The 20,863-nt window shown below is 70.8% G+C and carries 19 protein-coding genes; 9 read left to right on the plus strand and 10 right to left on the minus strand.

Going from position 1 to position 20,863, the window contains the following annotated elements; translation table 11 throughout:
* Nucleotides 1–96: 96 nt before the first annotated feature.
* The gene (locus ACZ48Z_RS38035; RefSeq protein WP_468740472.1) at nucleotides 97–1,053 is read left to right on the plus strand and encodes a DedA family protein; all 957 of its coding nucleotides are present in this window, start codon (nucleotides 97–99) and stop codon (nucleotides 1,051–1,053) included.
* Between the two features lie 28 nt (nucleotides 1,054–1,081).
* Here ACZ48Z_RS38035 and ACZ48Z_RS38040 read toward each other — a convergent pair whose 3' ends face one another.
* Together ACZ48Z_RS38040 and ACZ48Z_RS38045 are read right to left on the minus strand one after the other, a co-directional pair.
* Entirely contained in the window at nucleotides 1,082–2,749 is a 1,668-nt protein-coding gene (locus tag ACZ48Z_RS38040) for a threonine/serine exporter family protein (protein WP_468740473.1), read from the minus strand.
* Nucleotides 2,750–2,850: 101 nt separating this feature from the next.
* Entirely contained in the window at nucleotides 2,851–3,342 is a 492-nt protein-coding gene (locus tag ACZ48Z_RS38045; protein ID WP_389102919.1) for an inorganic diphosphatase, read from the minus strand.
* Between the two features lie 79 nt (nucleotides 3,343–3,421).
* Between ACZ48Z_RS38045 and dacB the strand changes: the two genes are divergently transcribed.
* From dacB to folE, 6 genes are all read left to right on the plus strand, one after another.
* Nucleotides 3,422–5,059: a D-alanyl-D-alanine carboxypeptidase/D-alanyl-D-alanine endopeptidase gene (gene dacB / locus ACZ48Z_RS38050; RefSeq protein WP_468740474.1), complete on the plus strand. Its 1,638-nt coding sequence runs from the start codon at nucleotides 3,422–3,424 to the stop codon at nucleotides 5,057–5,059.
* 86 nt (nucleotides 5,060–5,145) lie between these two features.
* The gene (locus tag ACZ48Z_RS38055) at nucleotides 5,146–6,270 is read left to right on the plus strand and encodes a zinc-dependent metalloprotease (RefSeq protein WP_468740475.1); all 1,125 of its coding nucleotides are present in this window, start codon (nucleotides 5,146–5,148) and stop codon (nucleotides 6,268–6,270) included.
* Between the two features lie 193 nt (nucleotides 6,271–6,463).
* A complete protein-coding gene (tilS, locus tag ACZ48Z_RS38060; RefSeq protein ID WP_468740476.1) occupies nucleotides 6,464–7,558 on the plus strand; it encodes a tRNA lysidine(34) synthetase TilS in 1,095 nt (364 codons plus the stop codon).
* A 53-nt stretch (nucleotides 7,559–7,611) separates the two neighbouring features.
* The gene (gene hpt / locus ACZ48Z_RS38065; protein WP_328753349.1) at nucleotides 7,612–8,172 is read left to right on the plus strand and encodes a hypoxanthine phosphoribosyltransferase; all 561 of its coding nucleotides are present in this window, start codon (nucleotides 7,612–7,614) and stop codon (nucleotides 8,170–8,172) included.
* A 206-nt stretch (nucleotides 8,173–8,378) separates the two neighbouring features.
* On the plus strand, nucleotides 8,379–10,412 hold the full coding sequence (gene ftsH, locus ACZ48Z_RS38070) for an ATP-dependent zinc metalloprotease FtsH (RefSeq protein WP_468740477.1): 2,034 nt from the start codon (nucleotides 8,379–8,381) through the stop codon (nucleotides 10,410–10,412).
* Between the two features lie 122 nt (nucleotides 10,413–10,534).
* Nucleotides 10,535–11,140: a GTP cyclohydrolase I FolE gene (folE, locus tag ACZ48Z_RS38075; protein ID WP_468740478.1), complete on the plus strand. Its 606-nt coding sequence runs from the start codon at nucleotides 10,535–10,537 to the stop codon at nucleotides 11,138–11,140.
* 43 nt (nucleotides 11,141–11,183) lie between these two features.
* Here the strand turns inward: folE and ACZ48Z_RS38080 are convergent, their stop codons facing one another.
* From ACZ48Z_RS38080 to ACZ48Z_RS38105, 6 genes are all read right to left on the minus strand, one after another.
* A complete protein-coding gene (locus ACZ48Z_RS38080; RefSeq protein ID WP_468740479.1) occupies nucleotides 11,184–11,669 on the minus strand; it encodes a DUF3180 domain-containing protein in 486 nt (161 codons plus the stop codon).
* A 57-nt stretch (nucleotides 11,670–11,726) separates the two neighbouring features.
* Complete coding sequence (gene folK / locus ACZ48Z_RS38085; RefSeq protein ID WP_468740480.1) at nucleotides 11,727–12,338, minus strand: 2-amino-4-hydroxy-6-hydroxymethyldihydropteridine diphosphokinase; 612 nt, start codon at nucleotides 12,336–12,338, stop codon at nucleotides 11,727–11,729.
* Entirely contained in the window at nucleotides 12,335–12,694 is a 360-nt protein-coding gene (gene folB / locus ACZ48Z_RS38090; RefSeq protein ID WP_328749232.1) for a dihydroneopterin aldolase, read from the minus strand. The genes folK and folB overlap by 4 nt, the downstream gene beginning before the upstream one ends.
* A gap of 237 nt (nucleotides 12,695–12,931) precedes the next feature.
* Nucleotides 12,932–13,438: a nuclear transport factor 2 family protein gene (locus ACZ48Z_RS38095; RefSeq protein ID WP_468740481.1), complete on the minus strand. Its 507-nt coding sequence runs from the start codon at nucleotides 13,436–13,438 to the stop codon at nucleotides 12,932–12,934.
* Complete coding sequence (folP, locus tag ACZ48Z_RS38100) at nucleotides 13,435–14,295, minus strand: dihydropteroate synthase (RefSeq protein ID WP_468740482.1); 861 nt, start codon at nucleotides 14,293–14,295, stop codon at nucleotides 13,435–13,437. The genes ACZ48Z_RS38095 and folP overlap by 4 nt, the downstream gene beginning before the upstream one ends.
* Before the next feature lie 50 nt (nucleotides 14,296–14,345).
* The gene (locus ACZ48Z_RS38105; protein ID WP_468740483.1) at nucleotides 14,346–16,157 is read right to left on the minus strand and encodes a phosphatidylglycerol lysyltransferase domain-containing protein; all 1,812 of its coding nucleotides are present in this window, start codon (nucleotides 16,155–16,157) and stop codon (nucleotides 14,346–14,348) included.
* Between the two features lie 174 nt (nucleotides 16,158–16,331).
* Here ACZ48Z_RS38105 and ACZ48Z_RS38110 point away from each other — a divergent pair, with 174 nt between their 5' ends.
* Both ACZ48Z_RS38110 and ACZ48Z_RS38115 read left to right on the plus strand, forming a co-directional pair.
* Nucleotides 16,332–17,459, plus strand: coding sequence for an alpha/beta hydrolase (locus ACZ48Z_RS38110; RefSeq protein WP_468740484.1), 1,128 nt, complete (start codon nucleotides 16,332–16,334; stop codon nucleotides 17,457–17,459).
* Nucleotides 17,460–17,581: 122 nt separating this feature from the next.
* Nucleotides 17,582–18,964: a hypothetical protein gene (locus ACZ48Z_RS38115; RefSeq protein WP_468740485.1), complete on the plus strand. Its 1,383-nt coding sequence runs from the start codon at nucleotides 17,582–17,584 to the stop codon at nucleotides 18,962–18,964.
* A gap of 38 nt (nucleotides 18,965–19,002) precedes the next feature.
* Here ACZ48Z_RS38115 and ACZ48Z_RS38120 read toward each other — a convergent pair whose 3' ends face one another.
* Together ACZ48Z_RS38120 and ACZ48Z_RS38125 are read right to left on the minus strand one after the other, a co-directional pair.
* Nucleotides 19,003–20,343 carry a PH domain-containing protein gene (locus ACZ48Z_RS38120; protein ID WP_468740486.1) on the minus strand — a complete coding sequence of 447 codons (1,341 nt, stop codon included), beginning with the start codon at nucleotides 20,341–20,343 and terminating at the stop codon, nucleotides 19,003–19,005.
* A complete protein-coding gene (locus ACZ48Z_RS38125) occupies nucleotides 20,340–20,843 on the minus strand; it encodes a PH domain-containing protein (RefSeq protein ID WP_468740487.1) in 504 nt (167 codons plus the stop codon). The genes ACZ48Z_RS38120 and ACZ48Z_RS38125 overlap by 4 nt, the downstream gene beginning before the upstream one ends.
* Nucleotides 20,844–20,863 lie beyond the last annotated feature (20 nt).

Below are 20,863 nucleotides of genomic sequence, written 5' to 3' on the forward strand. Positions count from 1 at the left end.
ATCCTGGGGAACCCCATGGAACCTGGGCCCCCACGGCTGCGTTGATAGTTTGGGCAGCCAGCCCCGCCCGACCCACCCCGCAGGAGCCACAATCCCGTGACCACGCTCGCGCTCGGCCCCGAGTGGATCAGTCCCGACTATCTGATCCAGACCTTCAGCCTGCCCGGCATCCTGCTGATCGTCTTCGCCGAGTCGGGGCTGTTCGCGTTCCTGCCCGGCGACTCCCTGCTGTTCACGGCTGGTCTGTTCGTCGCGCAGGGGCAGTACATCAGCCAGCCCCTGTGGCTCGTGTGCACGCTCATCGTGCTGGCCGCCGTCCTCGGTGACCAAGTCGGTTACATGATCGGCAAGTTCTTCGGTCCGAGGCTCTTCAGCCGCCCCAACTCCAAGCTCTTCAAACAGGAGAACCTGGAGAAGGCCCACGAGTTCATGGAGAAGTTCGGCCCCAAGGCCATCGTGCTGGCCCGCTTCGTCCCGATCGTGCGCACCTTCGCCCCCATCGTGGCGGGCGCGGGCCGGATGAAGTACCGCACCTTCCTCACGTACAACGTCATCGGCGGCGTGGCCTGGGGCACCGGCATCACCCTGGCCGGCTACTGGCTCGGCCAGATCGACGCCATCAAGAACAACGTCGAGGCCATCCTCGTCCTGATCGTCCTGGTCTCGGTGGTCCCGATCCTCATCGAGTACCTCCGCGAGCGCGGAAAGAAGAATCGGGCGGCGGCGCAGGGCCCGGCCCAGCAGCCGTACCAGCCCATGGACGACGCGACGACGCAGCTCCGCCGCATCCCGTCCGACGACCAGCAGCAGCCGTACCCCCAGCAGCCGCAGCCCCCCCAGCAGCAGAACGGCTACGACCAGTACTACGGCCAGCAGAACCAGCAACAGCAGCCCTACACGCAGCAGCCCCAGCGACAGCCGTACGGGCAGCAGCCCCAGCAACAGCAGCCGTACCCCCAGCAACAGCAGCCTCAGCAGCCGTACGCGCAGCAGTACCCGCAGAACTACGGCCAGCAGAACGAGCAGAACCCTTACAACAACCAGGGGTACTGAACCGCCCCAGGGGCGCGGGGCCTGCCGGTCAGAACCCGCGCGTCCTCTTGGCGGCCCGGCGCTTCCCCGCGGAGCCCACCGTCAGGAACAGCCGGGAGATCTCCGACCCCAGGTTGACCCCGATGGCGATCGCCATGGCCAGTGCCGCCGCCTTCGACAGCGAGACCAGCCCCTCGTCGACGTGGCTCTGGGCGATCGACAACAGCCCGAAGTACGTGGCGGAGCCCGGCAGCAGCGGCCCGATCGCCGCCGTCGTGTACGGCAGGGCGGACGCGAACCGGTACCGGGACAGCAACTGTCCGAACAGCCCCACCAGGCCCGCCGCGACGGCCGTGGAGGCGACCGGTGAGAACTCGCCGGTGTAGTGCATCGCGCCGTACACACACCAGGCGACGCCACCGTTCAGGGTGACGGCCAGCACGGTGGATCGTTCCTGCTGGAGCAGCACCGCGAACGTCAACGACAGCAGCATCGAGGCCGCGATCTGCCACAGCGGCCGCGATTCCGTCGACAGCGCCTCGTCCGGGTTGAGATGCGCCCCCAGCTGCACTCCCACGTAGAGCATCACCAGCACGCCCACGACGATGCCCACGAAGAAGTACATGACCTCCAGCAGCCGGGCCGACGCGGTGATGTAGAACCCGGTCAGCCCGTCCTGGACGCCCGCCACCAGCGCCCGCCCCGGCAGCAGCGCGAACAGCCCACCGGTGACGACCGCGGACGCCTTCACGTCGACGTGGGCCAGCGTCAGCGCGATCCCGATCGCGGCGGGCGGCATCGCGGCGACCGTGAACTGGTAGAACTCCGGCAGCCCCCGCCCCGCGCACAGCCACGCCAGCCGGTCACCGAGCATGGCGCCCAGCATCGCCGCGACGAACACCACCAGGTCACCGCCGACGAGCACGGACGCGGCGGCCGCCAGCAGCCCGCTCGCCGCGGTCAGCACCCAGGTCGGATACGGGTGCCGGTTGCGCCGGATCTCGGCGAGCCGCCGGTAGGCCTCCTCCAGGGAGATGGCCGCCTCGGGGTCGCTGAGGTCGTCCACCAGCTGGAAGACGGCCGCCAGACGCGTGTAGTCGGTGCCGCGCCGCCGCACCGTCCTGGACGCCGTGACCGGGTCCTCCACCAGCGACGGCTGGTACGAGATCGACAGCAGGGTGAACGTGACGTTCGGCTCGCAGCGGTCCAGCCCGAAGGACCGGCACACGGCGAACATCGCCGCCTCGACGTCCTCCGCGCCCTCACCGCCCGCAAGGAGCAGCTCGCCGATACGCAGGGTCATGTCGAGCACGCGCGGCACGGCAGGACCGGTCTCGTCCTCCGTCTTGGCGACCGGCTCCGGTGCGGGCCGCTCGGCCACCGGCATCCGCAGCATCGTGCGCATCCGGTCCTGCCAGGGCAGGTCCTTGGTGAGACTCACCACAGGGATGCCGGTCGGCGGGGTGAACGCGGGCGGCGCGTCCTTCGCGCTGTACGTCCGCGGCACGCTGAACGCCGACCCCTCCGACTCCGCAGCCGGCGCCTGTGGGACACCCAGCCCCTTCGGCACCGCGAACTCGGACGTGGTCTCCGGCTCACCGCCGACGGCTCTCGGCACGGCGAGCCCTTCGGGAAGGGCGAACTCGGACGTGATCTCGGAGTCGTACAGACCCCTGACCTCGTCCGACTGCGGCTTGCGGTACTCCGCCTCCGTCACTCCGTAACGCTCCCTGAACGACACATTCCGTTGACCTCAGTATGCGCGGGCATGCCGACGGGCCGCACGCGTGCGCGTGCGGCCCGTCAGGAGCAGAGTGCTCAGTGGCCGCCCGTGTCCTTGAAGCGCTTGTAGGACCGCTCGATCTCGGCCTCGGCGTCGGTACGGCCGACCCAGTCGGCGCCCTCGACGGACTTGCCGGGCTCCAGGTCCTTGTAGACCTCGAAGAAGTGCTGGATCTCCAGGCGGTCGAACTCGGAGACGTGGTGGATGTCGCGCAGGTGCTCCTGGCGCGGGTCCGTCGCCGGCACGCACAGCAGCTTGTCGTCGCCGCCCGCCTCGTCCGTCATCCGGAACATGCCGATCGCACGGCACTTGATGAGGCAGCCCGGGAACGTCGGCTCGTCGAGGATGACCAGCGCGTCCAGCGGGTCGCCGTCCTCGCCGAGGGTGTTCTCGACGAAGCCGTAGTCGGTCGGGTAGGCGGTCGAGGTGAAGAGTCGACGGTCCAGACGGATACGACCGGTCTCGTGGTCCACCTCGTACTTGTTCCGCGAACCCTTCGGGATCTCGATCGTGACGTCGAACTCCACCGGTGACTCCTCCATGATCAGCACATAGTTCTGGTGGTTAAGTGTCCCTCACGCCGGAGTGTGATCGCGAAAGGGGCTGTTGGTCGTGCCTGAACTGAGGCCTTGGCGGGCCGCGAGACCGCATGTGACGCGGGCCGCGAACGCCGTACGACCGCGTCTGGCACGCGCCGCGGGCGCCGTACGTCCAGGACTCACCCGGGCCACGGACGCCGTGCGGCCGCAGCTCGCGCGGACCGTGGCCGCCGTGAAACCGCAGGTCACACGGCTTACCAGGATCTCCGGACCGAAGACCGTCAGGACCTGGCGCTACACCGCGGGCGCCGCCACCGCCGGACTGGCGCTGGCCGCCACCGTGGCGACCGTCGCCGGTCCCTGGGACTCCTCGGGTCAGCGTACGGCCGAGCGGGACCGGGCCGCCGCACTGGAGCAGACGGGTGGCGCAGATCACGGAGATGATCCCGGTACGGCCGCAGACACGCCTCGCCCCGCCCCCAGCGCCGCATCCGTACTCGTCGGACTCGGCGCCGCCGGCAACTACGTGAAGTCCGCCCCCACCGGAAATGCCCTCGCCGACGTCCTCGGCCCGCTCCTCGGCAACACGGCCCTCGGCGCCCGCCACACCGCGGCCGTCGTCGACGTCGCCACCGGCCGGCAGCTCTATGGCACGGGCGCCGGCACAGCCCTCACCCCCGCCTCCACCACGAAGATCGCCACCGCCGTCGCCGTCCTCTCCGCCCTCGGCGCCGACCACCGCCTCACCACACGCGCGGCCCTGGAACCCGACACCCGGGAACTCGTCCTCGTCGGCGGCGGCGACCCCACCCTCACCGCCCGCGACGACACCGACGGCTGGGCGAGCCTGCGCGCACTCGCCCGGGACACCGCCGCGGCCCTGAAGAAGCGGCACATCACGACGGTCACGCTCTCCTACGACAAGACCCTCTACGCGGGCTCCGAAATCCACCCGATCGGGGTCAACGACAACCTCGCCCCCGTCAGCGCCCTGATGGCGGACGAGGCCCGCACCGACGACACCGCCAGCGGTCCGGCCCCGCGCACGACGGACCCCGCCAAGGACGCGACCCGCACCTTCGCCCGGCTCCTGTCGGACGACGGCATCAGAACGACCGCCCCCGGCCCCTCCAAGGCCACCGGCCGCGCCGAGACCCTCGCCGAGGTCTCCTCGCCGCCCCTGTCCGCCCTGGTCGAACGCATGCTGACCAACAGCGACAACGACATCGCCGAAGCCCTCGCCCGCCAGACCGCCGTCGCCGCCGGGCAGCGCGCCGACTTCCAGGGCGGCGGCAACGCCATCCGCGCCCAGCTGAAAAAGCTCGGACTCCCGCTGTCCGGCGCCGACTTCCACGACGGCAGCGGCCTCGACCGGGACGACCGGCTCACCGCGAACCTGCTGACCTCCCTGCTCGTGAAGGCCGGCGACCCCGCCCACCCCGAACTCCGCCCCGTCCTCACCGGCCTGCCCGTCGCCGGCTTCACCGGCACCCTCACCAGCCGGTACACCGACGGCGCGGCAGGCGTCGTACGCGCCAAGACCGGCACCCTGACCGGGGTCAACACCCTTGCGGGAACCGTCGTCGACCAGGACGGCCGGCTGCTCGCCTTCGCGTTCCTCGCCTCCGACACGACGAACCCCGCCGCCGCACAGAGCGCCCTGGACCGCACCGCGACGGCGCTGGCGGCCTGCGGCTGCGGCTGACCCCGCTCCGGGCCGCGCGGCCGGAGCCCGGCTTTGCCCACCCGAGCGGCCTGCCCGAAGCGGGGCCGCTCACGTACGGTTGACGCATGACGAGCATCGGTGGTGCCGAGATGGTCGACTGGAATCTCGCGGTGGCGACCGCGACCCGACTCGCACGGCCGGGCCCAGAGGTGAGTCGCGACGAGGCCCGGGCCGTCGTCGCGGAACTGCGCCGGCACGCCAAGGCGGCGGAGGAACACGTCCGCGGCTTCACCCGGATGGGCACGGAAGACATCCACGACACTCCCGTACTCGTCGTCGACCGCCCCGGCTGGGTCCGGGCGAACGTCGCGGGGTTCCGGGAGATCCTCAAGCCGCTCCTGGAGAAGATGCAGGAACGGCGTGGCAGCACCCCCGGCGGCGCGGTCCTCGGCGCCGTCGGCGGCAAGGTCACAGGCGTCGAACTGGGCATGCTCCTGTCGTTCCTGTCGTCCCGCGTGCTCGGCCAGTACGAGACCTTCGCCCCCGCCACCCGCGAACTCCCGGCAGGCGAGAACGGCGGCGGCCGACTCCTCCTGGTCGCCCCCAACATCGTCCACGTGGAACGCGAACTCGACGTCCAGCCCCACGACTTCCGCCTCTGGGTCTGCCTCCACGAAGAGACCCACCGCACCCAGTTCACCGCCGTGCCCTGGCTGCGTGATCACCTTGAGGGCGAAATCCAGTCGTTCCTGGGGGAGACCGAGGTCGACCCCATGACCGTCCTGGAACGCATCCGGGAAGCCGCCCAGTCGCTCGCAGGCGGACGCCCCGAGGGCGAGGAGGACGACGGCGGACGCTCCCTCGTCGAGATCGTCCAGACCCCCGCCCAGCGGGAGATCCTCGGCCGCCTCACCGCCGTGATGTCCCTCCTGGAGGGCCACGCCGACTTCGTCATGGACGGGGTGGGCCCGGCCGTCGTCCCGAGCGTCGCCGAGATCCGCGAGAAGTTCCAGCAACGCCGGGCCAAGGGCGCCTCCCGCCTCGACATGGCCCTGCGCAAACTCCTCGGCCTGGACGCCAAACTCCGGCAGTACCGCGACGGCGAGCGCTTCGTGCGAGCCGTCGTCGACCAGGTCGGCATGGACGGCTTCAACCGCGTGTGGACCTCCCCCAACACCCTCCCGACCAAGTCGGAGATCGCCAAACCCGCGGACTGGGTCACACGGGTGCACCGCAGGACCGAGTCGTGAACCCCGCGCGGAAAGGCGTGAGAGGAATCCGGCCGACGGCAGGCGAACGCCCCTTCAATCACCCGTCCGAGGGACCGTGAGCCCTGGGTAGGCGTGCAATGCTCGGGGAACGGCCCGTCTCTGTCACCATCTACACACTCTGAGTGACCGAGCTCGGATTCACCCCCCGAAAACTTCATGAAGGGAACCGGACATGGGTCCCCATCCTGCGGTCGCGGCGATACGCCTGGCGGTCCGCCGCGTCCTCCACGACCTCCTCAACGAAGCCAGCCGCACCGGCAGTTACGCGAGCAGCGGCACCGCCGCGCACGGTCGCACAGCCGAACAGCCCCCCGCGCCGGGCAACACCCCGCACGAGCGCCCGCCCTCGCCGCTCGTGCTCGTGGCCTGCTCCGGCGGCGCCGACTCCATGGCCCTCGCCTCCGCCCTCGCCTTCGAGGCCCCCAAACTCGGCATCCGCGCCGGCGGCATCACCGTCGACCACGGTCTCCAGCCCGGCTCCGACCTCCGCGCCCAGGAAGTCGTCCTGCGACTGCGCGAACTCGGCCTGGACCCCGTCGAAGCCGCCACCGTCACCGTCGGCCGCGAAGGCGGCCCCGAAGCCGCCGCCCGCGACGCCCGCTACACCGCCCTCGACGCCGCCGCCGAACGCCACGGCGCGCGCGCCGTCCTCCTCGGCCACACCCGCGACGACCAGGCCGAGACCGTCCTCCTCGGCCTCGCCCGCGGCTCCGGCATCCGCTCCCTGTCCGGCATGGCCGCCGTGTCCGGCGGACCCGGCGCCGCCCGCCGCTACCGCCGCCCCTTCCTCGAACTCGACCGGCAGACCGCCCGCAAGGCCTGCATGGTCCAGTCCCTGCCCGTCTGGGACGACCCGCACAACGCCGACCCGGCGTACACCCGCTCCCGACTGCGCCAAGAGGGCCTGCCCGCCCTGGAGAAGGCGCTCGGCAAAGGAGTCGTGGAAGCGCTCGCCCGCACCGCCCAGCTCTCCCGCGACGACGCCGACGCCCTCGACACCTGGGCCCGCCAGGCCGAGGCCTCCGTACGCGACACCGCCGGCCTCCTGGAGTGCGCCAAGCTCTACGCCCTGCCGCCCGCCGTACGCCGCCGCATCCTGCGCCAGGCGGCCATCGAGGCGGGCGCCCCGGCCGGCTCGCTGTTCGCTCGCCACATCGAGGAAATCGACCGCCTGATCACCGGCTGGCGCGGCCAGGGGGCCATCAATCTCCCCGGCAAGGTCGTCGCCCAGCGGCAGGGTGGCAGACTGGTGATTCGGCAAGGCTGACTCCTCGGCCTCCCTCCCCGGGAGCGGGACAGCTGGTGGGACGACCGAAAGTGATGCGGGTGGACGCGAAAGACATGGGTGCCGACCTCAAAGAGGTACTCATCACCAAGGAAGAGATCGACGCGAAGCTCATCGAGCTCGCCGCGAAGATCGACGCGGAGTACGCGGGCAAGGACCTGCTGATCGTCGGCGTCCTCAAGGGCGCGGTGATGGTCATGGCGGACCTCGCCCGGGCACTGTCCACCCCCGTCACCATGGACTGGATGGCCGTGTCCTCCTACGGCGCGGGCACCCAGTCCTCCGGCGTGGTGCGGATCCTCAAGGACCTCGACACCGACATCAAGGGCAAGCACGTCCTGATCGTCGAGGACATCATCGACTCAGGCCTGACGCTGTCCTGGCTGCTGTCCAACCTGGGCTCCCGGGAACCCGAGACGCTCAAGGTGTGCACCCTGCTGCGCAAGCCCGACGCGGCCAAGGTCGCCATCGACGTGGAGTGGGTCGGTTTCGACATCCCCAACGAGTTCGTCGTGGGCTACGGCCTCGACTACGCCGAGAAGTACCGCAACCTCCCGTTCGTCGGTACGCTCGCGCCCCACGTCTACGGCGGCTGAGCGTGGCTGCAGCGACCGCTGAGCCAACAGAGCCGTCTTAGTAGGACGATCGGGAACCCCAGCGGCCCTCGCGCCGTTGGAGCAAGCAGACGGGCCTGCCAGCCCTCCCGTGCGGCTTCGCGCGACAATGCTGGGGTACCGTCAGAAGAACTGTCTTATCAAACTCACTATGGCAGGAGGGACGGGGCGGGCTCCGCTCCGTATGGATGGACGTGAAGCGATACTTCCGTGGGCCGGTCATGTGGATCGTGCTGGCCGTCCTTGCCGTGGTCGTGTTGATGCAGGTCGTCGGCTCGTCCGGCGGCTACAAGACGGTGGACACCGGCCAGGTCGTCCAGGCGATCAATGACAACAAGGTCGAACAAGCCAAGCTGACCACCGGCGACGAGCAGACCATCAAGGTCGAGCTCAAGGACGGCGAAAAGGTCGACGGCAGCTCGAAGATCCAGGCGAGCTACATCGGCGACCAAGGCGTGACCATCGCCGGCATTCTCCAGAACAAGTTCCAGGACAAGCAGATCCCCGACGGGTACACCGTCTCGCCGACGAAGCAGAACGCCTTCGTCGGGATCCTGCTCTCCCTTCTCCCCTTCGTCCTCATCGTGGTCGTCTTCCTGTTCCTGATGAACCAGATGCAGGGCGGCGGCTCCCGGGTCATGAACTTCGGGAAGTCCAAGGCGAAACTCATCACCAAGGACACCCCGAAGACGACGTTCTCGGACGTCGCCGGCTCGGACGAGGCCGTCGAGGAGCTCCAGGAGATCAAGGAGTTCCTCCAGGAACCCGCCAAGTTCCAGGCGGTCGGGGCCAAGATCCCCAAGGGCGTACTGCTGTACGGCCCTCCCGGCACCGGTAAGACCCTGCTCGCGCGCGCTGTCGCGGGCGAGGCCGGTGTCCCCTTCTACTCGATCTCCGGATCCGACTTCGTCGAGATGTTCGTCGGTGTCGGTGCCTCCCGAGTGCGTGACCTCTTCGAGCAGGCCAAGGCGAACGCCCCGGCGATCGTCTTCGTCGACGAGATCGACGCGGTCGGACGCCACCGCGGCGCCGGCCTCGGCGGCGGCCACGACGAGCGCGAGCAGACCCTCAACCAGCTGCTCGTCGAGATGGACGGCTTCGACGTCAAGGGCGGCGTGATCCTCATCGCCGCGACGAACCGGCCCGACATCCTCGACCCGGCCCTCCTGCGCCCCGGCCGCTTCGACCGCCAGATCGCGGTCGACCGCCCGGACATGCAGGGCCGTCTGGAGATCCTCAAGGTCCACCAGAAGGGCAAGCCGGTCGCTCCGGACGTCGACCTCTCGGCCGTCGCCCGCCGCACCCCGGGCTTCACCGGCGCGGACCTGTCGAACGTGCTGAACGAAGCGGCGCTCCTCACGGCGCGCAGCAACAAGAAGCTCATCGACAACCACATGCTGGACGAGGCGATCGACCGCGTCGTGGCGGGCCCGCAGAAGCGGACCCGGATCATGTCGGACAAGGAAAAGAAGATCACCGCGTACCACGAGGGCGGACACGCCCTGGTCGCGGCGGCCTCCCCGAACTCCGACCCGGTGCACAAGATCACGATCCTCTCCCGAGGCCGTGCCCTTGGCTACACCATGGTCCTGCCGGACGAGGACAAGTACTCGACCACGCGCAACGAGATGCTCGACCAGCTCGCCTACATGCTGGGCGGCCGCGCTGCCGAGGAACTGGTCTTCCACGACCCGACCACCGGCGCCGCGAACGACATCGAGAAGGCCACGGCAACGGCCCGCGCGATGGTCACCCAGTACGGCATGACCGAGCGTCTCGGGGCCATCAAGTTCGGTGGCGACAACACCGAGCCGTTCCTGGGCCGCGAGATGTCGCACCCGCGTGACTACTCGGAAGAGGTCGCCGCGCTGGTCGACGAAGAGGTCAAGAAGCTGATCGAGACCGCGCACAACGAGGCCTGGGAGATCCTGGTCGAGAACCGCGACGTCCTCGACCAGCTGGTCCTCCAGCTGCTGGAGAAGGAGACGCTGAACAAGGAGCAGATCGCCGAGGTCTTCGCTCCCATCGTGAAGCGTCCCCCGCGGCCGGCCTGGACCGGCTCCTCCCGCCGCACCCCCTCGACCCGTCCGCCGGTGCTCTCTCCCAAGGAGCTCGCACTGACGAACGGCGCCAACGGCGCGACCCCGGCGATCACCACCGCCAAGGCCACCGCGTCCGAGCCGGCCACCGAAGCGGTTCCCGAGGACCGTCCCGAGAGCTGACGCTCACCCGTCCCGCCCCGGTGACCTCACCGGGTCCGGAATGGATGCCCCGCCCCCCAGGTTTTAGCCTGGGGGGCGCGGCGTTTTTCGGCCGTGAGGGACTTCTAGGAACGAGGCACCAGATGACCGACCCCGTGACGCTGGACGGCGAGGGCTCCATCGGCGAGTTCGACGAGAAGCGCGCCGAGAGCGCCGTGCGTGAGCTGCTGATCGCGGTCGGGGAGGACCCGGACCGAGAGGGGCTGAGGGACACGCCGGCCCGGGTGGCGCGGGCGTACCGGGAGATTCTGGCCGGACTCCGGCAGCAGCCCGAGGACGTCCTGACGACCACGTTCGATCTGGGGCACGACGAGATGGTGCTGGTGAAGGACATTGAGATCATGTCTTTGTGCGAGCACCATCTGCTGCCCTTTCATGGCGTAGCTCACGTCGGGTACATCCCGGCTGAGACGGGCAAGATCACGGGCTTGTCGAAGCTCGCGCGCCTCGTCGACGTGTTCGCCCGTCGGCCGCAGGTGCAGGAACGACTCACCACGCAGATCGCGGACTCCCTGATGCGGATCCTGGAGGCCCGTGGCGCGATCGTCGTCATCGAGGCCGAGCACATGTGCATGTCCGTGCGTGGCATTCGCAAGCCCGGTGCCAAGACCACGACATCGGCGGTGCGGGGTCAGCTTCGGGACGCCACGACCCGGGCCGAGGCGATGAGCCTGATACTGGCGCGCTGACCTGATCGCCGACGGCCACCGGGCCTGTCGGTCCGGGTGAGCGTCAGGCCGTTGACGGGGCTCCGGTGTTCCGGTCGTCGTCCTCCGGGAGCTTGCACACGCGCTCCAGGAAGATGGCCGCCGCTATCACCGCGATGCCGGCGAGGACCGAGAAGCCGGCGTAGATGGCCTGGTCGCGGCGGGCGGGGATGTCGAGGGATTCCAGGAGGAAGACGCCGGCGCCGCCGTACATGCCGGAGACGAGGGCGGCGACCAGCGCGCTGGCCTGGCCGAAGACGACGGCGCGGGCCGCCATCAGGGGGTCGACGCCCTTCGCCTCGGGATCGCGATCACGCTGCGCCTTGAGGCGGCCGCGGATGGAGAGCGCCGTGGCCGTGAGGACCACGGCGATCAGGGCGAGGACGATGGGGGCGGCCAGCGGGACGCTGGGCAGGGTCCCGATCGCGTTCCACAGGCGGGCGCCCGCCCAGGACAGGGCCCCGGCCACGGCGAACACGCCGGCCAGCAGCCTGATGCGCAGCTCTCTCACGGTGCCCCTTCAGCTCCCCCGTCGTCCCACTAACTGTGGCCGTCTTGACCTTAACGGCTATTCGGGCAGCCGGAGTTCCAGGTCCTTGCGTGCTTCGACACCGTCCTGGGTGACAGTGTCGAGGAGTTCGGTGACCGGACCGCGGCCGGGCAGCTGGGCCTCGGGCTCCAGATCGCGCCAGGGCGCGAGGACGAAGGCGCGCTCGTGGGCGCGGGGGTGGGGCAGGGTGAGGACCGGGTCGTCGGAGACCACGTCGGCGTACGTGACGATGTCGACGTCGAGGGTGCGCGGGCCCCAGCGCTCGTCCCGCACCCGGTTGAAGGCCTCTTCGACGGCGTGGGCCCGCTCCAGCAGGGAGGCGGGGGGAAGTGTGGTCTTCAGGACCACGACCGCGTTGAAGTACGAGGGCTGGCTGTCGGCCGGCACGCCCCATGGCTCCGTCTCGTAGACCGGGGAGACCGCCTTGACGCGGACGCCGGGCGTGTCCTCCAGGGCGTCGATGGCGCCCTGGAGGGTCTCCAGGCGGTTGCCGAGGTTGGAGCCCAGGGAGATCACGGCCCGCTGCGGGTTGTGGAGGGTGGTGTCGGCGGCGTCCACCTGCTGCACGACGGCGGCGGGTACCGGCTGTACGGTCGGGTCGCTGTGACCCGCGGTGAAGGACGCGGTCATACTCGGCTCCGGGTGATGGTGACGGTCACGTCGTCGAACGGCACGGTGATCGGTGCGTCGGGTTTGTGGACCCGGACCTCGACTTCCTCTACCCCGTGGTGTTTCAGACAGGCTTGGGCGATGCGCTCGGCGAGCGTCTCGATGAGGTTGACGGGCTCGCCCTCGACGACGGCCACGACCTCTTCCGCCACGATGCCGTAGTGCACGGTCTTCGTCAGATCGTCGGTGGCGGCGGCGGGCCGGGTGTCCAGCCCCAGGACGATGTCCACGATGAAGGTCTGGCCCTCCTCGCGCTCCTTGGGGAACACACCGTGGTGCCCGCGGGCCTTCAGGCCGCGCAGCGCGACACGATCCACGCGAATCACTCCTGCAGTCGTCGGTGACGGCCGGTTCGTGCCACGTGCGGGCGGCACACCGGCCTCGATCGAATCTACCTGCGAGCACTGACAGAACCGGGCCACGGGGGCGCCGGGCCGTGCCGGGGCCAGGGGGTTTCATCATGTGTTTCCCCTGGGGAACCCGGCGGCTCACGGGTTGGTAGCGGCCCATACCCGGGGGTTCGTGATCCCAACCACTTCTTGGTCCTGACGGGTTCAGGAGGGGGTTTCCTCGTCCTCCCCGTCCTCGTCGTTCTCGGCCAGTACCGGGGAGGCGTGGTGGGACCACATCTTCCAGCCCTCGGGAGTGCGGCGGAACACGTTCGTGGCGACCACCAGCTGGCCGACGAGGGGGCCGAGTTCCTCGTCGCCCTCAGGGGCGGGGCCGCCGCTGAGGATGTTCTCCGTGCAGGTCACCAGGGCGGTGTCGCCGGTGACGGAGACGTGGACGTCGGTGAGGAAGAACTGGATGTAGTCGGTGTTGGCCATGATCAGCGCGTACGACCTGAGGACCTCGCCGCGGCCGGTCAGCACGGGCCAGCCGGGGTGGACGCAGGAGACCACGCCGGTGTCGGCCGGGTCGTGGTACTCCTCGTCGACGCCCAGGTCGGCCGGGGTGAGCCAGAACGAGGACAGTTCGTCGAAGTCGCCGCGTTCCAGTGCCTCGTAGAAGGCCGTGTTGGCGGCTTCGACCTGTTCCACGTCGGTGTGGGGGGCGCTCACCGGGCTCCTTCCACGGCGCGGGCGACCCGCACGGCGTCCGCGGTCGCGCGGACCTCGTGCACACGTACGGCCCATGCGCCGGCGTGCGCTGCGAGGGCGGAGACGGCGGCTGTGGCGGCGTCCCGCTCGCGTGCGGGCGGTGGGGCGGCCCCAGGGCCGGCGAGGACGCGGCCGAGGAAGCGCTTGCGGGAGGCGGCGACGAGGAGGGGGTGGCCGAGGCCCAGGAGGCGGTCGAGGTGGGAGAGGAGGACCAGGTCGTGTTCGGCGTCCTTGGAGAAGCCGAGACCCGGGTCGACGATCACGCGGTCGGGGGCGATGCCGCCCGCGAGGACGGCGTCCACACGTGCGTGGAGTTCGTCGACGACCTCGGCGACGACGTCGGCGTAGACGCCCTTGGCGTTGCCGCCGGTCAGGAAGCCGCGCCAGTGCATGACGACGAAGGGGGCGCCCGCGTCGGCGACGACCGGGATCATCGCGGGGTCGGCGAGGCCGCCGCTGACGTCGTTGACGAGGGCGGCGCCCGCGGCGAGGGCCTGTGCGGCGACGGAGGCGCGCATGGTGTCGACGGAGACGGTGACGCCTTCGGCGGCGAGGCCGCGGACGACGGGGACGACGCGCCGGAGCTCCTCGGCCTCGTCGACGCGGGTGGCGCCGGGGCGGGTGGACTCGCCGCCGACGTCGACGAGGTCGGCGCCCTCCTCGACGAGGGCGAGGCCGTGTTTGACGGCGGCGGTGGTGTCGAACCAGCGGCCGCCGTCGGAGAAGGAGTCGGGGGTGACGTTCACGACTCCCATGACCGCGCAGCGGTCCCATTCCGGAAGGCCGGCGACGCGCCCGCGTCCGCTCTGCTTGCTCATGCGTTCAGCCTAGGCCCAGCGTGGCGCGCTGGGCCCGAGCGGCCTGTGGGTCAGGCCGCTCTGACGTCCCGCTCCGCGACCGCATGGGCACACGTGCGTGCCGTGTGCGTGCGGCGGCGCAGGAAGCGCGGCAGGGGCAGGGCGAGGGTGACGAAACCCTCCGCCTGCATGGCGGCGAAGCCGATGCGCGGGAGGTCGCCCGAGGCGCGGTAGACGACGAAGCGGGGCTCCCAGCGGGGCTGGAACTTCGCGTTGAACTTGTACAGGGATTCGATCTGGAACCAGCGGGACAGGAAGACCAGCAGGCCGCGCCAGGCGCGCAGGACGGGTCCTGCGCCGATCTTCTCGCCGCGGGCGAGTGCCGAGCGGAACATCGCGAAGTTCAGTGAGACGCGGGTGATGTCGAACTTCGGGGCCGCCTGGAGGGCGGCGACGATGAGCAGTTCGTTCATGCCGGGGTCGGCCGAGCGGTCGCGTCGCATGAGGTCGAGGGAGGCTCCGTCGGTGCCCCAGGGCACGAAGTGCAGGATCGCCTTGAGGTCGCCGTAGGGGCCGGGCTGGTCGTCCGCCTTGTGGGCGGTGGCGATGAGGCAGTCGCCGTCGGAGAGGTCGCCGATGCGGCCCAGGGCCATCGAGAAGCCGCGTTCGGTGTCGGTGCCGCGCCAGTCGTCGGCGGCCTGCCGGATGCGCTCCAGCTCGGTCTCGCCGACGTCACGGACGCGCCGTACCCGGGTCTCGTAACCGGCGCGCTCGATGCGCTTGACCATCTGGCGCACGTTGCGCATCGCGCGGCCGGCGAGGGAGAAATCCGCGACGTCCACCACCGCCTCGTCGCCCAGTTCGAGGGCGTCCAGTCCGGTCTCCCGTGTCCACACCTCGCCCCCGGTCTCCGAGCAGCCCATGACGGCGGGGGTCCAGGAGTGGGCCTGGGCCTCGTCCATGAAGCGTTCGATGGCACCCGGCCAGGCCTCGACGTCACCGATGGGGTCGCCGCTGGCGAGCATCACGCCGGAGACGACGCGGTAGGTGACGGCCGCCTTGCCGCTGGGGGAGAAGACGACGGCCTTGTCGCGGCGCAGCGCGAAGTGGCCGAGGGAGTCGCGGCCGCCGTGCTTGACCAGGAGGGCCCTGAGGCGGGACTCGTCCTCCTCGGTGAGGCGGGCGGCGGGATGTTCGGGGCGGAAGGCGAGGTAGATCGTCGTGATGGCGGTGAGCAGGCCCAGGGCGCCCAGGGAGACGCCGACGGTCCATGAGGTGTCGCCCTGGTAGTCGACGGGCCCCTCGAAGCCGAAGAGGCCGTACAGGACGTGCGTGATCCGATCGGCCAGGCTCGGGTCGCCGACCATGCGGTTCGGGTGGACGCTGACGATGACCAGTCCGAGGACGAGGGAACCGGCGCCCATGAGAACGAAGTTGGCGAGTGCGCGCCAGCGGCTGCGCGGGTCGGGCAGTGCCTTGAACTGGTCGCGGTGGCGCAGCAGCGGGGCGAGCAGGGCGAACGAGATGACCACTCCGAGGAGCGAGTGGCGGTACGTGAACTGTGCCAGTGCGCCCGCGGGCAGCAGTGCCACGGCGGCCCGCCATGCCCGGCGCTTGCGGCGCCTGAGGCCGTGGGCGAGCAGCAGCAGGAGGACGCCGGTGCTGAGGGAGAGCGCGGCCGCGAACGGGCCGAGCGCGCCGGGCAGTACCTCGGCCATGGTGTGCATACGGCTGTGCCGGAAGCGCGGGAAGACGCCGGCGGCGATGTCCAGAAGGCCTACGAGTGCGCAGGCTCTGGCGACGAGGACGGGGACGGCCTCGGGGCGCGGTCCGTGCAGTGCACGCGGTAGCCGTGTTGATCGGATCGGAACCCCGCCCGACATTTCCTCATCTGTCCTGACAGACATCGCATCCCATGGTTCTGCGAGTGACTCTGGATCCGGAGCCCCGATTCGGGCATCCGGCGACATTGCGCCCTCTAGGACGGTGTCTGGTGAGAAGAGGTTCACTCATCTTCTCAAAGCCGTTTCAAAGGCCGAGGAAAGCGAAAGCAAGCAATGGGTCTCACGAGCAACAACACGCTGCTGCTGGCGGTGCTGGCCGCTGTGGCGCTGTTCGCCGGCACGGTGTGGCTCTGGCCACGGCTGGCGCGGCGGGGCTGGCGGTCCGTCAGCGGCCGTATAGGGCTGCTGCTTGCGACGCAGTTCCTCCTGTTCGTGTCGCTGGGGCTCGCCGCCAACCACGCTTACGGGTTCTACGCCTCCTGGGCCGACCTGTTCGGTCAGGAGACGGACCAGGGCGTGGTGGTCGACCACACCATGGGCGGCGGTTCGGGCGGGCCTCTGCGGGTGACCGAGGTGGCGGACGTGCCGGGCAGGGGCGGCTTTCGGCCGTCGTCGGCCGGGCAGGTCCAGAAGGTCGACATCGTCGGCCGGACGTCACACATCGCCTCGCCCGCGTACGTCTATCTGCCGCCCGAGTATTTCCAGGCCCGCTATCGCGCGCGTACGTTCCCCGCGGCTGTCGTCCTGACCGGTTATCCGGGTACCGCGAGAGCGCTGGTGGACAAACTCCACTACCCCCGCACGGCTCTGGAACTCACCAAGGACGGCCGTATGCAGCCGATGATCCTGGTGATGATGCGGCCGACGGTGGCGCCGCCGCGGGACACCGAGTGCGCGGATGTTCCGGACGGCCCGCGGACCGAGTCGTTCTTCGCGAAGGACCTGCCGGAAGCGGTGACCGCGCACTACAGGGTGGGCAAGGAGCCGGGGAGCTGGGGGATCATCGGGGACTCCACGGGCGGCTACTGCGCGCTGAAGATCGCCATGCACCATCCCGGCGTGTACGCCGCCGGAGCGGGCCTGTCCCCGTACTACAAGGCGCCCGTCGACCCCACCACGGGCGATCTCTTCCACGGCGACAAGGCGCTGCGCAACCGCGCGAACCTGTGGTGGTGCCTCAAACACCTGCCCGCGCCCGAGACCTCACTGCTCGTCACCAGCAGCAAGGTGGGCGAGACGAACTACAAGGACACACTGCGGTTCATAGAGCGGGTGAAGGACACGGGAACGACCCGGATCTCGTCGATCATCCTGGAAAGCGGGGGGCACAACTTCAACACCTGGCGGCGGGAGATCCCGGCGACGTTGCAGTGGATCAGTGGGCGGTTGAGTGATCGATGAGTGATCAATGCGCCGAATTCGGCGGCCCTTCCGATTCCTGATGCCGGGTGAAGGCCACGGGGTGGCTGTGTTTTTACGGGGCGGGGCACCATGATTCGCCTACGCGCGGTAAGTTTCTGGCCATGCCACGTGGACGTCACCGCCATTCCCCGCCCTTGCACAGGCTGCTGCCTCCGTCGGCGATCGCAGGCGTCTCCCTCGTCTGCGCCTTCGGCCCCTGGGTTTTCTCGCAGCAGGCAGTGCTGCGCGTGATAGCCGCCGTCGCCGCCGCGGTCGCGATCGTGGGGGCGGCCGTCATGCGCCGCTGGGACGGACAGGCGGGCCGGCAGGTCGCCGACCTCACGCGCGCGCGGGCGAGCGACGAGTGGCGGCACGAGGAGCGGGTCGCCGAACTCGAGACCGATCTCGAGGAGTCGCGGGAACTGCGCGTCAAGCTGGAGCAGCGGCTGCGGGCCAAGCGTGCGGAGCTGGCGGGCCTGCGCAACGAACACGCGGCGCTGCTGCGGCGGTACGCCACGGCGGAGACCGAGCGGGCGAGCGCCCTGGAGGGCCGTCGGCTGCTGGAGATAGAGGCCGCCCCGGCGCGGGCGTTGCCGTCGGCGGAGCAGGCCGACGCGGAGGCCGTGGCGGTGGCTGCCGCGGCGGAGGACGGGACAGCGGACGGCACGGCTGCGGACGGCGCGACCGAGGCCGACGTGGCGGCCGGGACCGCGGCGGAGGGGCCGGAGCAGCGCACGATCTTCTCCCCTGAGGGTTCGCGGCTGTTCCTGCGGGCGAACGCGGCGCTGAAGCGGCTAGACGAGGACGGCGACGGGGGCACCGCGACGGAGCCCGAGGCCACGGAGGCGGAAGCCGGGGAGGCCGAGGCGGAGACCGGGGAAGAGGTCGGCACGGAGATCCTGACGGACTCCGAGCCCGCTTCCCCGACGGGTCACAGGGCCGACGCCGAGGGCGGCATGAAGGGCCGGGCCGGGGCCCGCCCCGAACGCTCCGAGGACGCCCCCAAGGGCGCCCCGGCCGACCCCGACGGGCAGCCGGTGAACGCGGGTCCCGGTGCGCCCGACGCGGGCGGCACCGAGGCGGAGGCCGCGCAGGAGGACGAAGCGCGGGGGAAGTCCGAGGCGGCCGACGGGCATGAGCGCGCGGCCGCCACCATCACGGCCAGAGCCGCCCAGCCGCCGCAGCAGCCCGCCGGGCACTTCATCGCGCCGACCGCGGTGGCGGTCGTGCCCGCGGCTCCCGAGCGGCGCCCGCGGGTCCAGGGCGGCTTCGACTTCTTCGGTACGAAGCCGGGCGCCTCGCGGGACGCCATGGAGGCCGTGCAGAACGAGGACCTCGCCGACGTCGTCGGCCAGGAGGCCCTGGCCCTGCACAAGGCCGAGTCGGAGGCGGCGTTCAAGCCGGCCGACGAGGAGGCGCGGGGCGTGGGCCAGGTCATCGACCTGACGGCCCACGACGAGACGGAACAGATCAACCTGCAGGGACTGCGCAGCGCGGTCTCCTGACGTCCTGACGGACGCACGGTTGCTCGCGAGGGGCACGGTCAGGCCATCCAGCGGTCGGGCCGTGCCCCTTTCCGTCCCGTCCGTGACCTCTCCGCCTGCGCCCCGAGCAGCTCCGCGGCCGCCTGAGCGTCCCTCAGGCGGGCCGTGACGGTCTTGTTCGCTCCCGTGTCCACGTGCACGTCGGCGAGGCGCCACAGCCGCTTCCAGGGTCCCTGGGTGAGCCGTACGCTCTGGACCTTCGCGTGCGGGACGAGTGCCAGGCTGCGCCGCAGCAGCCCCTGCCGGGCCGCGAACACCGCGTCGGTGACGGCGAGTCCGTGGCCGCGCCACCACACGGGCACACACCGCCCCGCCCGCCGTGGGGGCCGTGACAGCTCCGACAGCTGCGGCACGACGACTCCGGGCAGCACGCGCGCGACGACCGCCTCGGCGACCTCGCGCGGAGCGACCGGCACCAGCACCGAGTTGGACGACCCGGCCACGTCCAGCTCGACCCGCACCCAGCCGCGCCGCCGCCACAGCAGCGGCTCCACGATCCGCACGGTCTGCACCCGCCCCGGCGGCACCGTCTCGTGCGTGCGGTCCAGGAGGCCGTGGTCGATGCGCAGCCCGTCCGGGGACTCGCCGACCGTCCAGTCGTACTCGGTGACGAACCGTCCCACGCTGCTCGCGCCCGCCGCGCCGAGCAGCGGCAGGGCGGTCGCCAGGACCGTCCACACGCTGTGGGTGGCCAGCCACAGCAGGGTCGGTACGACGACGGCGCCGACCAGGGTGCCCCAGGTGGCGCCCGTCAGCACGAGGGAGAGCGCGAGGTCACGCGGGGGCGTGCGCATCAGTTCGCGCGCTGGCGCCTCACCCACCTCGTGCGCGGTCTCGGGGGCGAACCCGGCGGCGCGCGCCAGGAGTTCAGCGCGCAGAGCTCGCGCCTCGCGCTCCCCGAGGAAGGCCAGCTCGTCCTTCTTGTCCGTGCCGACGACGTCGAGCCGGAGCTTCGCCACGCCCGCCACGCGCGCGAGGAGCGGCTGCGTGATGTCGACCGCCTGGATGCGCTCCAGCCGGATGTGCGCGGTGCGCCGGAACAACAGGCCGGTCCGGATGCGCAGTTCGGATTCGGTCACCGCGAAGTGGGTGAACCACCAGGTGAGAAAGCCGTACAGGGCGGCGGCCGGGACGATGACGGCGAGCGCGATCAGCAGCGTGGTGGTCGTCATCCGGGTCAGCTGGCGCTGCGCCTGGTCGGGGTCGTGCACGGCCCACCCGATGATGACGGCGACCGGCGCCCAGGCTCGCCTGAGCGGCGTTATGGGATGCAGCCGCCGCTCGGCGACGGGTTCCCTCTCCCGCTCCTGTACGGCGTCGTCGACGCCCTGCGCCGTCACAGCCCCGCCGATCGGGCCTCGCCGAGTTCGGTGAGCCGGTCGCGCAGCCGCTCCGCCTCGGCCGGGACGAGGCCCGGGATGGTCGCGTCGGTCGCCGCGGCCGCCGTGTGCAGTTGCACGCTGGCCAGCCCGAAGTGCCGCTCCACGGGTCCGGAGGTGACCTCCACCAGCTGCATGCGGCCGTACGGCACCACGGTCTCCTCACGCCACAGCACGCCCCGGCTGATCAGCAGGTCGTCGGCGCGCTCGGCGTAGCGCCAGGAACGCCAGTTGCGGCCGAGCATCACCCAGCCCCACCCGACGAGGGCGAGGGGCAGCAGCGCGAAGGCCGCCCAGGCCGGACCGCAGAGCAGGCCGAGCAGCAGCCCCACGCCCACCGCGAGCAGCCCCAGCCACACCACCAGCAACAACCGCCGCATCCGAAGCAGTCCGGGCGGCAGCCCGGTCCACACCGGCTCGTGGCCGGTGACCTCTGTGTCCTGCCCGCTCCCCGTCTCCATGGAGCCAGCGTACGTAGGGG

This window comes from Streptomyces sp. NPDC031225, from assembly GCF_055570355.1.